Raw genomic sequence first — 14,843 nt, 5'->3', positions numbered from 1 at the left:
GTGTAAAAAAACAATCTGTAAGACATAATTTAATTTAAGGATGAGTACAAATATTTTTACTCCTTTCACAGAAGAAGAATTAATGCCGAAAGAGGAAAAATTGGAGGTTATAAAGAAAGGGAAACAGTTCAGTATTGGAATTCCTAAAGAAACCTGTCTCAACGAAAGGAGAACCTGTATTACTCCTGACGCCGTACAGGTGTTGGTAGAGCACGGCCATGAGATCATTATTGAATCAGGGGCCGGACAAGGTTCATTTTTTACAGATTTACAGTATTCCGAATCTGGAGCGAAGATCACCAATGATCCAAAAGAAGCTTTCGGGCAGGATCTTATCCTGAAGGTGAACCCTCCTACAGAAGATGAAATTGAGTACATGAAGCCTAATACGTATCTGGTTTCGGCACTTCAAATTAATCTTAGAGACAAGGAGTATTTCTTAAAGCTTGCAGAGAAAAAAATAAACGCCATCGCTTTTGAATTTATCGTTGATGAATACAAGCAGCTGGCTTTGGTAAGATTAGTCGGGGAAATTGCAGGAACCGTTTCAATCTTATATGCCTCCGAATTATTAGCCTTATCAAACGGGTTAATGCTGGGAGGAATTACAGGAGTAAGACCCGCAGAAGTTGTTATCCTTGGAGCCGGAATTGTAGGTGAGTTTGCTACAAAAGCAGCCATTGGTTTAGGAGCAAGTGTAAAAGTTTTCGATAATTCTTTATCCAAGCTTAGAAGGCTTCACACGATTGTTGACAGCCGCGTACCGACTTCTATTATTGATCCTAAAGAGCTCAGCAAAAGTTTAAGACGTGCCGATGTAGTAATCGGAGCACTTCCAAGATTGAACATGACCCCTATCGTTACTGAAGATATGGTGATGAAAATGAAAAAAGGCAGTGTCATCATCGATATTACCATAGACAACGGTAAAGTGATCGAAACTTCAGAGCTTACCACCATGGAAGATCCTTATGTCATCAAACACGGTGTCATCCACTGCGGACTTCCGAATCTTACCTCAAGAATGCCGAGAACCACCACCAAGGCCATCTCGAATTTCTTCCTTTCCTATATTTTAAATTATGACGAAGAGGGCGGCTTTGAAAACATGCTGATCCGCAAAAATGAAATGAAGCAGAGCTTATATATGTACAAAGGAAGACATACCAAGAAGATCATCTGCGATCGTTTCGGACTTACGTACCACGATATCAATCTTTTAATTTTCTAATGAAGAAACTGAAATTTTATGCAATAGGCTTCGTTCCGGGGCTTTTGATCGTATTTTTTATTTTAAACAAAAAAGGAGCAAGCTGCAGCGGATATTTACCGAACAGCCGTGTGATTGCTGAAAGTCTTTCCAAAGAATTCAAATATTCTGAAGAAGCTAAAAATGCAATGGCGGCCTACAAGATTGATGAGAAATTTATAAAAGACAGCATCATTACCAACGGAAAGGTAGATTTTGACCGCAGCCATGCACAAAAGAAACCATGTCCGGACTATCTTTTAACCTATCCTGAAAAAAATCCGTCTTACGAGATCACTTTTGAAAAATGTGAAGAAACGGTGACGGTAAACAGTCTTAAAAAACTGAAATAGTTTCAAGTACAAGCTATGGACGGCAATTACTACATGATTCATGATTATCTGATATTCATCGGAGTTTTTGCCATTTTCCTGTTTCTGACTATCAGTATTTATCTCTTCAGCCAGAATCAGAAGCTGAAACAGAGAAATACCAAATTATCGGAAACCAACAAACTTATTGAGCAGCACCTGAATGAAGTCCGTCTGGAACATATCGGCACAAAGCTGAATCCGCATTTGTTTAAAAATATTCTGAATTCGGTGCAGTCTCATGCCTATCAGACGTATATGTCACTGGATAAGCTGGCCAATGTGCTGGATTATATTTTATACGAAAGCAACAATAAGTATGTAAGCCCGAAAGAAGAGCTTAATTTTGCTTTAAGCCTTATTGAAATTAATAAAATCAAGATCAATCCACTTTTTGACTTCAGAATTAAATCCAGGATCAATAAATCTGATGCTTTGTATGAAGAAAAGGTATTTGCTCCGCTGATCTCGGTGGACCTTATAGAAAATGCTTTCAAACATACGGATTTTCTGGCTCAGGATTCTTTTATTTCCATTTATATGGAGCTTGAGGACAGTATTTTCACTATGAAAGTCAGTAATAAAGCTTCTCTGAAAAATATTCTGGAAAAGGAAAAAAGCGGTTTTGGAAGCCAGTCTTTTGATCAGAGGCTTAAAATGATCTACAGTACTTATTATCAGCTGGAAAGAAGCTCAAAAAACGGAATCTTTACGGCGGAATTAAAAATCAATTTAGGAGAATTCTATGATAAAATGCGTTATTCTGGATGATGAATTACTGGCCATCAGCTATTTAAAACTTCTATGCGAGCAGATTGAGAATGTAGAGGTAGTAAAAGCATTCAATGATCCTAAAATTTTTCTGAATGAAATAGAAAGCCTCGACTGTAATCTGTGCATTCTGGATATTGAAATGCCCGGAATGACAGGTCTTCAGGTGGCTGAGATTATTTCAGGTTCTAAAAAAATCATCTTTACAACAGCTTACAAAGAATATGCTGCTGAAGCTTTCGATTTGAATGTGGTGGATTATGTAAGAAAACCCATCAAAAAAGAAAGACTGGTTCAAGCTTTCGAAAAAGCTAAAGAACTGGTAGAAAATGCTCCTAAAAAAACTTTTATCGAGTGGAATACCAATATTGGAAAAACCGTTATATTCACAGAGCAGATTTCTTACATCAAAACTTCTGAAATAGACAGCAGGGATAAAGATATTATGCTTATTGACGGAACAACCATCGTTTTAAAAAACCTGAATTTCAAAAACCTTCTGGAAATGCTGCCATCAAAAGATTTTGCCCAGGTGAATAAAAAAGAAATCATTGCGCTGTCTTCCATCAAAGTATTTTCAACCAACGAAATCATTACCACTATTCCTGCGGAAGATCACTCTTTTCTGAAACTTCAGATCGGAGATGCTTATAAAAATTCATTGATGGAGCTCTTCGGAAAATAGATCTTTTCAAATCTTTCCGGTTTCATTACAGAATATAAGTCCTTTATTACAACTCCCCTTTTTCAGTATTGAATCCCTTTAATTTTGTATGGAATTAATTGATTTTATAATGAAAAACTTTTTCTATGCTGCAGGACTTCTCCTATCCGGCTTGTGTTTTTCCCAGGAAGCCTCTTCAAAACTGAAGGTCTCTTTTTTTGACGGAATAGCAATAGGCGGATATGTAGATCATGGTGCTTATCTCAACTTTACAGGTCCAAATGTAAGTCTTACCCATAAAAGCGTAAAATTCATTGTTGGAATGCTTCCTTCACTGAGAATTAAAGAAGACCATTCTTCCGGAACCAAAAACAGTCCTATTATGCCTACGCTGGGAGCAGGTCTTACTGTGGTCTATAAAAAAATAGCCTTCCAGATTCCTGCCTACTATAACGCTAAGACAGCAGATCTGAATGGGAACTGGAAAATAGGATTTGGAATGGGTTATTCGTTCAAATAGATTTTATTACATTTTTTAGAACATTCATTACATTTTAAAAAAAAGAGTATTTAACATAACTATATTCTTTTCAACTTTGCATAAAATATTGGAATCATGAATTTGGGGAAATACAAAAATTTAATTTTCTACATTACTACCATCGCAGTCTTTTCCGCTCTGATGTATTATTTCATCATTGAAGGGCAGACGCTGGAAGTAAAAGAAAATATCGTTGCCAATACCAGCAGCGGCTCTACCTGGGATAATTTCCTGGAATCATTCAAAACCAATCTTCACCATCCGCTTGCGCTATTATTGGCGCAAATTGTCACTATTATTATGACAGCAAGGCTTTTCGGATGGATTTGTATGAAAATAAAACAGCCTACGGTTATCGGAGAAATGATTGCAGGGATTGTACTCGGTCCTTCACTTGTGGGAATGTACTTCCCTGAGTTTTCCGCCTTTCTTTTCCCAAAAGAATCATTAGGCAACCTTCAGTTTCTGAGCCAGATAGGTCTTATCCTGTTCATGTATATTGTTGGAATGGAGCTGGATCTGAGTGTATTAAGGAAAAAAGCTCATGATGCGGTTGTCATCAGCCATGCAAGTATTATTATTCCTTTTGCTCTGGGAATAGGCCTTTCTTATTTTGTGTATCAGGAATTTGCTCCGGATGGTATCCAGTTTACCTCTTTTGCTTTATTTATAGCCATTTCGATGAGTATCACAGCATTTCCGGTACTGGCGAGAATCGTACAGGAAAGAAACCTCCAGAAAACCAAACTGGGAACGATTGTGATTACCTGTGCTGCTGCCGATGATATTACCGCATGGTGTATTCTTGCTGCCGTAATTGCTATTGTAAAAGCAGGTTCTTTTGCAAGCTCTATCTATGTGATTATCATGGCTGTTGCTTATGTATTTTTAATGATTAAAATTGTAAGACCCTTCCTGAAAAGAGTCGGAGACCTTCAGGCCGGAAAAAATACGATCAGCAAACCCATGGTGGCTATCTTTTTCCTGACCCTGATCCTGTCTGCATACGCTACTGAGGTCATTGGTATTCACGCCTTATTCGGAGCTTTTATGGCGGGAGCTATTATGCCGGAAAATACAAAGTTTCGTACCCTTTTTATTGATAAGGTAGAGGATGTGGCATTAGTACTTCTGCTGCCATTATTCTTTGTATTCACAGGACTCCGTACCCAAATCGGCCTGCTTAACGACAGCCATCTGTGGATGACCGCAGGATTTATTATTCTGACCGCAGTTCTCGGAAAGTTTGCCGGAAGTGCCCTGACCGCAAGATTTGTAGGTATTAACTGGAAAGAAAGCTTAACGATAGGAGCTCTGATGAACACAAGAGGTCTTATGGAGCTTATTGTACTCAACATTGGATATGATCTTGGCGTTTTAAGCCCTGAAATTTTTGCAATGCTTGTAATCATGGCTCTCTTCACCACTTTCATGACTGGGCCTGCACTGGATTTTATTAATTTTATTTTTAAATCTAAAAAAAACCAGGACGAATCCATTCAGGATAATGATTCCAAATACCGCGTTCTTCTCTCATTTGATAAACCGGAATCCGGAAGTACTTTGTTGAAACTTGCACACAATTTCACCCATAAAATGAACGGCAATAAAAGCATCACTGCGATGAATATTGCTCCGGTAGATGAAATGCATGCCTATGACATCAACGAGTATGAGGAGTCACAGTTTCAGAATGTCATTGAAACCTCTCACGATCTGAATCTGGAAGTCACTACCCTCTTCAAAGCGTCTACTGATATCGAAAGTGATTTGACCAGCATTACCAACAAAGGACATTATGATCTTCTGCTGATCATGCTTGGAAAATCTATGTATGAAGGTAGTTTATTGGGAAGGTTATTAGGCTTTACCACCAAGATTATTAATCCCGAAAAACTATTGAACACGGTAAAAGGCAAAGGAAATATATTCAACAATTCTCCTTTTGACGATTTTACCCTTCAGATTCTCGACAAAACCAATATTCCTGTAGGAATTTTGGTGGAAAAAGATTTTAAAGCAGCCGACAAAGTATTTGTTCCGATCTTCAATCTGAGTGATTTTTACCTTCTTGAATATGCGAAAAGGCTGATTAATAACAATAATTCTCAGATTATCATTCTGGATGCCGCAGGACAGATCCGAAATAATATTGAAGTAAAAGAACTGATCAGAAGCATTGAACAGGTAGCTCCAAACCACATTACGCTGTACAATGAGAAGAAGATTGAGAAAGAATTCCTGAATTCTCATGACCTGATGCTCATCAGCAGTAAAAGCTGGAAAAACCTGATCGATACAAAAAGTCTATGGCTGTCTGATATCCCATCAACATTAATAATATCAAATCCATAACACAATAACACACACCGATATTTCTATTTCTATTGAAGCTGTAAATATTATTCGTTGTCTGTAAAGAAAAAACGGGTATATTTATGGCTTCAATTTTTTGGGACATGCTGATTAACAGTGAAAATGGAGTTATAGAGCTGGAAACCTTTACTACCAGACTTTATAAAGGAATGAGTCTTGACCAGCTGAAACAGTCTGATTTTTATAAAGAAAAGTATCATGATCTGTGGGACGTAAAAACCGGATATTTTTGGTATTATTTTAGGCCTGTAGAAATACAGGGATATCAGGTATCTTTCAGTCTGTGCTTTTTTAAAGATCAGCTGGACACCATCCATATGAATACATGGGAAAACAGTGATGCCAAAGACTGGAATGAATGGACAGAAGAAAAAGAAATGAAGGTTTTCCACCGGAATAACACTTTTTTATCAAAAATCCTGGACAGCCCGCCAACCCAAAAAAAGAAAAAACCTTATCCCAGCTGCACCTTCAGATTTCCCTGGGGAGATGTGTGGTCGGTTTACGACCCGAGAAGCGCCGCCAGCTTTATGGGAATCAATTATAATGAAGAGGAAAAAACAAATACAAAATAACTTATAACCAAAGAATAAGAGAACACTATGTGCCGATATGCCATGATGGTTTACAAAGGTCATTATGCCTGTTTCAACTGCCAGAAAACATTCAAACGCCGCCACCTGAAAGATGTGGACCGGGATGCTCAGACCTCTGTGGAAGCCAAATGTCCTGAATGTGGGAATCTGATGGCCAATATGGGACTTGACTTTAAATCCCCGCCCAAAAATGATGATAAGCAATGGGCTCATATCCGGGATTTGTATACAGTTGGAATCACTTTTCATTCATGTGGATGCTCTGGTCCCGGATATATTCCCCAGGACCGGAAGGCTATTATTGATTATCTGGAAAAAGTTCGTTCAGAATACATGAAATCTCTGGTATTCTGGAGATACCGCATAGAGCCTGAAAATAAAAAAGAACGTGAACTGGACTATCAGAAAAACAGCTCACATCTATGGGCCGTCAACCGTAATGCTTTCAAAGAAACAGTGACCAATCAGGAAGGTATTAACTATTGGCTTAAAAGAATCAATGAGGTGGAAGAAAGACTGAATATCATCAAGGCTGATCAACCATAACGCTGCTCTGTTTTACAAGCTTCAGAAGCCTTTTAAAATCTTCCTTGATCTTTTCCTCCTGCTCAGCGGGGTAATCCGCACTGATATTAAATCCACGTTCTGTAGTATTGGTGATCATAATGATATTTCCGTTTTCAAAATAATTTCTGGTCAATGTAATCTTTGATTTTTTCAGGTCAAATGCTTCCGTGTCATTATTTTCTTTCATTGCTTTAGTGTCATAGAAAAGCGGTCGGTTATACCTATACTCTTTCTCAAAAACAAAAGAAAGCTGTCCGTTAAGAAGATAATATTCTGTCAGCTTCTGCCCGATTTCTCCATAATGTTTCGCAATTACCTTTTGCAGACCTTCATCTGTGTAATAAAATGTGGCCTCCCCGCCTTCTGCAGATTCTCCTTCAATATCTTTCTTTTTGACAGCAGTCCATTTTGTCACGGAATTGATTCTTTTAAAATTTGCCTGAATAGGTTTTATCCTATTTTTTAAACTCTTGTTTCCTGTTGTATCTTTCTCATTGTATGCTTCTCCCTTCTTTACAGTATCCTGTGCTTGGATAGTGAAAAAAACGGGCGACTGATCTCCGGACTTCTGAGCATATGCAAAACTCAAACTGATCAATATTATGAAAACTCCATGCAAGAATCTATTCCTCATATTTTCTTTTTTGTAGCTTTAAAATTAATAATAACTTTTGGTTGTACTGCATATAATGAAACCACAAAAGTTACAAATAACTGTTTTAGCTTTGAAAATCCTTATACCAGCTAAGATTCCTACAGAATGATACAATTGGAATACTTGTCTTACCATTAGTTTGCCATTCCGTAGAAATCCAGCCACTTTAAACCAACAAGAAAAGCATCAACAAAACTCCAATCCTGACCAGCATCACAATTGAAGACGTACAATTCCCATCCTCCGGAGAGGTGGCGAAAATTCAAAGAATTTTTGACGGGGTCGTTTTCGGAGTGGTTTCTTCACACCATCAGTTTCATGTCGTAATTCTACTACAATTTTTAAAATTTAACCCCAAAAATTTATTTCCAACAGTGTTTTTTAATAGCTTTATCTGATAATTCACATTGGATGGAAATTGATTTCTTACAATATCAGGTACGAAACGGAGACACGCTCACCTCCATCGCTTCCCGGCTGGGTATGACCGGTGAGGAGCTTAAGCTGTTTCATAATTCCCATTGCCCGAAAATGGATAAAGTCTGGTTTGAAAACCTTAATGACGTTAAAAATATTTTTGTCCCTACTCATTTTAAAACAGAATCGCAGAAGGAAAATGAAAGGAATAACAGTCTTCCCGGCCAGTTCTCTGATTCCTTTTGGGCCCAAACTTATAGTATTAATGAGACTTTTGAAACCTCTTTCGAATCTTCAGTTAACATCGATTATACCATTGATGTAAATCTCCGAAAAGACCAAAACACAGGTTTGTATATCCTTAGCTACAGTCAGAGAGACTTTAAATCAGGAGGAAATGAACCTGATGATAAGGTAAGCGGCCTTTCGATAGCCTGCATGAAAAGTATTATGCCGCTTGAATTTATTCTTAATGAACAAGGCAGGATAAAAGGATTGGCAGATCATAAAAAAATCACGGACACTTTTACCGGACAGCGTAAAGATCTTGAAGAGTTTTATGTAGGTGAAGTCGCTCGAAATTATATGGATTCTTTTGAAAGGAACATCAGCAATGAAGTGTTTTTATTACAGCAATTTCAGAGTACACTGCTGTTTCAGACTCTTTTTCCCCAAACAGACTGGTTCAGGAGAAAAATAAAGTGGACAGAATCTTTTTATTTTGTACAAAATTCATTTCCGGTAGCCTGTGAAATTAAACCTGAACATAAAAATAAAGAAGAGGACTCTGTTTTAACTATTTTAAGCGGAAAAATCACTGAATTATGTACCTCACAGGAGATCATGCGCGGGATCAGGCTCAAAAAACCGGCTGCAAGACCGGCTTCAGGAAATATTGTATTAGAATACACCACTCACACTAAAAATAAGAATCTTCTTCAGGCTAAAGCCTCGGTTCTACTCAGCCATGAAGAGGTATTGATACACCAACATCACATCAATATAACACAAGGATAATATGAAAAATTATGTCACACAAAAAGGCGATACTTTCAGTTCTCTGGCCCGGCAGTTTAAGCTGAAAAATGAAGGTATTTTAAAAACTTACCATAATCTCCACTGTCCGCCGGAAGATGTTATGCAGGAACCTGTTCCGGGAAAAACGATCTTGATTCCGGAAGATCCACAGCTCATGGCTGAAAAAATAGAACCTCAAAATATGGCTGCATCTTCTCAGGAGGAAGCTACAGAAAATGTAGGTTCTGATGAAGGAGATTCAACGGAAGAAACTCCACAAAATGAAGAGCAGTCATCCGGAAAAACGGAACAACAAACTGATAAAGAAGCAAAGGAAGATCAAAAAGAAGACAGTGGTTCCAGTCCTCATGAAGGAAAATATTTCATTGTGCAGAAAGGAACCGTGCAATGTAATCAGGGATTTAAATTTCCAAAATTTAAAGTGACCAGCCATCAGAAACACTACTGGAATGATGAAGAAGGAAACGCTGATTATCTGGCCGTAACAGAGGATGATCTTCAGCTCGATCCTGCGGCACAGCCGTTTGGACAATGCAAGCTCAAGCCAACTTCAGGAGGCTATCTTCCGTGTGCTTATGCTCCTGCCGGAAAGTGGCAGAAGACGTATGAAAAGGTAAAAGTGATGGGGAAAAGCTGTCTTACGGAAATCTCAGAACTCATGTGCAGTACGGGAGGGAAAATTACCATCCTCAAACACGGACAGCAAAGCGAAGTCGGTAAAAGCCAGGTTGCCAAAGCAAATACGCAGGAACAGCAGGTTTATAATCCCGTTGTGGATTTTGATGAATTCAAGGAAGATACAAGAGATACAGACCAACTTTATTATAGCTAAGCCATGACAGGAACTATTATCGGGAATCAGAATCCTCTGGTAGGAACAACCTATACCTACGAAATAAAACCTTCAGGACTTTCATTTGGTCTTAAAGGTGATTATGAATGGTATCTTTTTAAGAAACAAAAGAACGGAAGCTGGAAAGACATCACCGGAAAGCCCAAGACCGGTGAAAAGGTAACATACAACTTCGGGGAAATAGCACTGGGAATAGAGTTTCAAATGAAAGTCTATGAAACTAAAAAAGGTATTTTACCTGGTCTTCCCTCTACCAGAGAACTGGCTGGAAGCTGTGTATTAATACCAACAAGCAACAAAGTTCCGAAGATTGATAAAGTAGTACTCTTCAACAGAGGAGCAAAAGACGTCAATAAAGCCAGCTACCGCGATACTCTTATTGCGCAGGCTCATTGTATTGCAATGTTTAATAAAGAGATTGAGTTTCATCTTTGGGAAGATGACGCTCCTGGAAAAGGGCACGATGCCAGTATTAACAAAAACAACCGTCACACCCGCAGCTATAAGGCTCGCGTCAATGAAAAAGGGATTGCAGAAGTGTCAATACCCCTGATGTCTGATGAAAAAATCCTTCGTCAGATGGCCAATCAGTTTCTGATGAAAGGTGACAGGAATGAAGGCGCGAATCATGAATATTATGTTACAGCCACTTATTCAGGGCAAATTCAGGGAGCCAGCCAGGTGAATGTAGATGTAGCCAACCCTGATTATAAAGGGCAGCCTCAAAATCAGCCAAAACCCAAGCCGCAACCTGAGAAACACACGCCAAAATTCCCGGCCGGACAAGGAGGTGGTCCCAAACAGCCGGATCCTAAAGGTAATATTATAGAAGCTGTTTTCATAGATGATAAAGGAAATGAACTTTCCAAAGTTGCTGTAGGAGATAAAGTTAGGGTAAGAATCCACTCCAAAAATATGGTGGGAAAACACATCCAATATGTAGTCTGGGAATATGATACCACTTCCAATGATGAAGTTTACAGAAGCGGAAATATTAAAATTCCTGCCGATGTATGTGATACTTCAGGATTTGTCATTACCAAAGACATTTTCGGAAAAGGAATAGACTCCCCTATCGGTGACCCTGACTCCGGTACCCAAAATTATTTCATCGAAATTATCTCCAAGGATCTTTCTGCGGAATCTCAGAAATTTGGGGTAAATTCGGAAGGACTGATGCAGGTGGAGAAGGTGAAAAGTGCGGCGGGGGTGCAGAATACACAAAAACCAGATAAACCAGGAAGTTGTATATGTCAGGAACAATACAAAGACTTAATATGGGGTGGAAAAGTAAGTTGTGAGTTTAGGAAGAAAGTATTTCAAATAAGTAAAAGAGCTGGCATTGATCCCAACAATCTTATGGCAGCCATGGCTCATGAAACAGGAGGAACTTTCGATCCTACATGCGGAACATTTAAAAAGAAAAAAAATGAAGATGAAGAAGGATATGTTGGTTTATTGCAAATCGGAAAAGATGCAGCTACTGATTTGAAAATTACAAGAACAGAGTTGTTAGCAATGGATCAGATAAAGCAGTTAGATTATATTGAAAAATATTTATATCTGCCATTAGTTAGAGGAAAGCTAAATACATTAACAGATTTTTATTTAGCTGTATTATTTCCTGTTGATTGCGGAAAAGGGAATCAGCCTAATCATATTGTTTTTGATGATAGTTTACCCATTTCGTACAAAAATGGAAAAGCTATTAAAAATCTTAACTATTGGAGAAATGTCGGTTATGCTGCAAACCCATCATTTCATAAAGAGGCAAAAGAAAAAGGAAAAACTTATGTTTGGGAAATTGCGGAAAATATAAAAATATGGTACGATAAAGGTAAACAAAATAAGGTACAAAAGTTTACTTGTCAAAATGCACAAGAAACAAAACTCGAACCTGTAAAAACAAATAAATGGCATGATCCAGTTGATAATCCAATCTGTACCTTATACATGCAAAGTGGAGGTGGTGGAAAAGGAACTATTGGAGAACATTGGGGATTATTTGGAAATACTAGAAATGGAAGCAAACATCAAGGATTAGATTTATTTGTCATACCAGGAAGTAATGTGTATGCATGTGTAAAAGGAATTGTTCATAAAGTAAAATGGCATGCTGGCTATGGTAATACTATGACAATAAAGATAATTGATAAAGAATCATTTTTTAATCATAAAAGAGATTATTCACTACTCTATCCTTCTAATGGAGAAATAAATCAAAGTAGTAATTTTGATAAAACAAAAGATATATTTTTATTTTATGCACATTTAGAACAAGTTTTGGTTGAAGAAGGAACAGAAGTAAATGCAGGAAAAGTTATTGCAAAAAGTGGAGTTTCAGGTGTTGAAAAAGGAACTTGCGCTCCACATTTACATTTTGAAATATTTACAACTGTCTATGCAGTAGGTATGGGATTAAATTATAGATGTAATCCTGGATTCTACATTCACTTTAAAGCACCACATGAGCAATCAGAGAATGAATTAAATTTACAAAAAGAAACGGCTAAAACAAGAATTAAAAATTTATATGGTAAAAAATAGCATTATTTTAAACATGTTTACAATACTTCTTTTAGTTTTCTTTACATTATCAAGTTGTAAAGAAACCCCTAACCAAAAGAAGGAACTATCTGAAAGTTTAAAGAAAGAAAATATCATATTTTCTGAAATTTCTTTTGATAAAAAAAGCGATTATCAAAATACAAACCTAAAAAGTTTAGTTTTAAAATTTAAAAATATTACTTATACATTAAAATTTGTTGAAGACAGAACATATTTACAGTATAAATTAGATGATAAGATAATTTCTGATTGGCATCAAATTTCTTACAATTTCAATTATGATAGTTCTTATGAAGATGCAGAAGCAGATATTAAAATTTTATATAATTCAAGCATAAATAAAGGTTTTTTACTTTTACCAGGTTATACAGAAGAATACCCCGTTTTTAACGTTTATGCTTTTGATAAAGATAGAATTACTTATCTCGAAAATATTAGCACAAATGATCCTAATTGTTTAAGTTTTTCAAAAGAAAAAATTGAAGGTATTGAGCAAAAACAGGGAATCTCTTTTAAAACAGTCAATAATCAAAAGGGAAAAAGCTGCGTACTGAATAAAGAAAAAAAAGATGACCTTAATACCCAAACCATTGAATCTGATTTACAGAAAATTGTAGGAAGTATTCCACTATCAAAACAACAGATTTCAATTCCGTCAGGAGAATATTTTGCAACCAACGAGAAGTTAGATGATTATGGAATTTCATTGAAAATTGATAAAGATTCGATCATTTATACAGAATCTGGAAATATGGGGAAAATGTATAATCAATACCTGCTTAAACAAGTTAAGACTATTGATGGAAAAATATTTTTAAAATATTCAGAGGTGATTAATGGATACACTGGTGATGCAGATAAACCACTTTATTTTGGTATTCTTCAATATGATAAAGGCAAATTACTGTTTGAGAGTGAATACACAGAAAAAAAGTATGGATTAAAAAATGTAATATTAAAAAAATAAAAATAATTATTACAATTTGATTAAGATAGAACTTCTGCAATTTATTGCTGGATTCTAAAATAAACACAAATGATAAAAAACATTTCTTTAGCTCTTTTGTATTCATTTGTACTTTCTTGCACTGGACAAGAAAGTAAACTTCAATTGCAGAATATCAAAGAAATAAACTCATTAAAAGACAAACCTTGTAACATTACAGATGCAGGAGACGGCACAAAATCAAACTATGATGACCTGTCTCCTGAATTTATCAATAAAGCAAAAAAAGTATTAGAGCAAAGAAAATTTCAATTTCCTGATGAAAATACCTTTAATCAAAAAATTTTGGATGTATTTTCTTTCAATTTGAAAGATTATAAAAATTCCATAATTGCTTTACGTCCGGCAATGTTTCCAGAGGTAGCTATTAAAGAAAATAAATTTATTTTCATTCAGGATGCTGGTGCTGCCGAACCAGAGTTTATGAATCCTGACTTGTTGTATCATTTTAATTCTTATATATTTTATAATACTCCCGTATCTTATGTTTGGCTGCAAACAAACAATTCCAGTCTTTTATACGATTTAGTTGTTTACTATGGATACAATAAGGATAAAAAGCTTGTAGAATCAGTATTTAAAAAATTCGATTTTAATAGTCTTTCCGATATGGAGCAGTTAATTTTTATAGATTCTGGCGGGTATAAAAAATTGAAAAAACAAATATTTGACGACATAGAAACTATTATTTATAAAGGTAAAGTTGAAGACTTTTCTTATGCTAAAGAAGGTGATGGTTATTTAAGAATAGGTGATATTATAAGTAAAATATCATCATCTCCCAAAGAATATTTTGAACCTGAAAAAACAATATCTTATTTATTTGAGAGAGAATTAAGAGTTGGAATACAAGGTGATATTGAAAGCTATTTAAATAAAAATCCAACATATAAATCAAATATGGAAAAAAATAAATTTTATGATTTACCTACTTTAAAAGACTATGTGAAATACATTTACCAAAAAGAAAGTAATACCAATTTTATCATTCAGGATAGTGATGGTTTTACCAATCTAAGGAAGGAGAAAAACTCTTCTTCCCAAATCCTACAAAAGATCAACACAGGTGAACAGGTTGAAGTGTTAGATCGAAACGGAGATTGGTGGTTGGTAGTTTCTAAAGAAGGTAAAAAAGGATATGTTCATAAAAGCAGGATAAAATCTGAATAAG

The 14,843-nt window shown here is 36.2% G+C and carries 15 protein-coding genes; 13 read left to right on the top strand and 2 right to left on the bottom strand.

What is annotated here, in order from left to right; translation table 11 throughout:
• The first annotated feature begins 40 nt into the window (after nucleotides 1–40).
• From ACLI50_RS09160 to ACLI50_RS09125, 8 genes are all read left to right on the top strand, one after another.
• Nucleotides 41–1,231, top strand: coding sequence for an alanine dehydrogenase (locus tag ACLI50_RS09160; RefSeq protein WP_062671272.1), 1,191 nt, complete (start codon nucleotides 41–43; stop codon nucleotides 1,229–1,231).
• Nucleotides 1,231–1,602: a DUF4258 domain-containing protein gene (locus ACLI50_RS09155; protein WP_202839542.1), complete on the top strand. Its 372-nt coding sequence runs from the start codon at nucleotides 1,231–1,233 to the stop codon at nucleotides 1,600–1,602. The genes ACLI50_RS09160 and ACLI50_RS09155 overlap by 1 nt, the downstream gene beginning before the upstream one ends.
• A 15-nt stretch (nucleotides 1,603–1,617) precedes the next feature.
• Nucleotides 1,618–2,391, top strand: a complete 774-nt coding sequence (locus ACLI50_RS09150) for a histidine kinase (protein ID WP_202839547.1) — start codon at nucleotides 1,618–1,620, stop codon at nucleotides 2,389–2,391.
• Nucleotides 2,366–3,076 (top strand): LytR/AlgR family response regulator transcription factor, encoded by a 711-nt coding sequence (locus tag ACLI50_RS09145; RefSeq protein ID WP_202839549.1) that lies wholly within the window; start codon nucleotides 2,366–2,368, stop codon nucleotides 3,074–3,076. The genes ACLI50_RS09150 and ACLI50_RS09145 overlap by 26 nt, the downstream gene beginning before the upstream one ends.
• 109 nt (nucleotides 3,077–3,185) lie before the next feature.
• Nucleotides 3,186–3,575 (top strand): hypothetical protein, encoded by a 390-nt coding sequence (locus tag ACLI50_RS09140; protein ID WP_411413613.1) that lies wholly within the window; start codon nucleotides 3,186–3,188, stop codon nucleotides 3,573–3,575.
• A 102-nt stretch (nucleotides 3,576–3,677) separates the two neighbouring features.
• A complete protein-coding gene (locus ACLI50_RS09135; protein ID WP_202844348.1) occupies nucleotides 3,678–5,951 on the top strand; it encodes a cation:proton antiporter in 2,274 nt (757 codons plus the stop codon).
• A gap of 83 nt (nucleotides 5,952–6,034) precedes the next feature.
• Entirely contained in the window at nucleotides 6,035–6,547 is a 513-nt protein-coding gene (locus ACLI50_RS09130) for a hypothetical protein (protein WP_411413612.1), read from the top strand.
• Between the two features lie 42 nt (nucleotides 6,548–6,589).
• Entirely contained in the window at nucleotides 6,590–7,114 is a 525-nt protein-coding gene (locus ACLI50_RS09125) for a hypothetical protein (RefSeq protein WP_411413611.1), read from the top strand.
• Here ACLI50_RS09125 and ACLI50_RS09120 read toward each other — a convergent pair.
• Both ACLI50_RS09120 and ACLI50_RS09115 read right to left on the bottom strand, forming a co-directional pair.
• On the bottom strand, nucleotides 7,095–7,769 hold the full coding sequence (locus ACLI50_RS09120; RefSeq protein WP_411413610.1) for a hypothetical protein: 675 nt from the start codon (nucleotides 7,767–7,769) through the stop codon (nucleotides 7,095–7,097). The genes ACLI50_RS09125 and ACLI50_RS09120 overlap by 20 nt on opposite strands.
• Before the next feature lie 155 nt (nucleotides 7,770–7,924).
• A complete protein-coding gene (locus ACLI50_RS09115; protein ID WP_262710329.1) occupies nucleotides 7,925–8,056 on the bottom strand; it encodes a hypothetical protein in 132 nt (43 codons plus the stop codon).
• Between the two features lie 145 nt (nucleotides 8,057–8,201).
• Here ACLI50_RS09115 and ACLI50_RS09110 point away from each other — a divergent pair, with 145 nt between their 5' ends.
• From ACLI50_RS09110 to ACLI50_RS09090, 5 genes are all read left to right on the top strand, one after another.
• Entirely contained in the window at nucleotides 8,202–9,224 is a 1,023-nt protein-coding gene (locus ACLI50_RS09110) for a LysM peptidoglycan-binding domain-containing protein (protein ID WP_411413609.1), read from the top strand.
• Nucleotide 9,225: 1 nt separating this feature from the next.
• Nucleotides 9,226–10,077, top strand: coding sequence for a DUF4280 and LysM peptidoglycan-binding domain-containing protein (locus ACLI50_RS09105; RefSeq protein ID WP_411413608.1), 852 nt, complete (start codon nucleotides 9,226–9,228; stop codon nucleotides 10,075–10,077).
• A gap of 3 nt (nucleotides 10,078–10,080) precedes the next feature.
• A complete protein-coding gene (locus ACLI50_RS09100) occupies nucleotides 10,081–12,645 on the top strand; it encodes a M23 family metallopeptidase (protein WP_137905919.1) in 2,565 nt (854 codons plus the stop codon).
• Nucleotides 12,646–12,658: 13 nt separating this feature from the next.
• Nucleotides 12,659–13,633: a hypothetical protein gene (locus ACLI50_RS09095; protein WP_110009227.1), complete on the top strand. Its 975-nt coding sequence runs from the start codon at nucleotides 12,659–12,661 to the stop codon at nucleotides 13,631–13,633.
• Nucleotides 13,634–13,702: 69 nt separating this feature from the next.
• On the top strand, nucleotides 13,703–14,842 hold the full coding sequence (locus tag ACLI50_RS09090) for an SH3 domain-containing protein (protein ID WP_411413607.1): 1,140 nt from the start codon (nucleotides 13,703–13,705) through the stop codon (nucleotides 14,840–14,842).
• The last annotated feature ends 1 nt before the right edge of the window (nucleotide 14,843 follow it).

The organism is Chryseobacterium cupriresistens (assembly GCF_046614675.1).
GTDB lineage: Bacteria > Bacteroidota > Bacteroidia > Flavobacteriales > Weeksellaceae > Chryseobacterium > Chryseobacterium cupriresistens.
The sequence above is the reverse complement of the archived record's forward strand: the minus strand, read 5'-3'. Positions and strand labels throughout refer to the sequence as shown.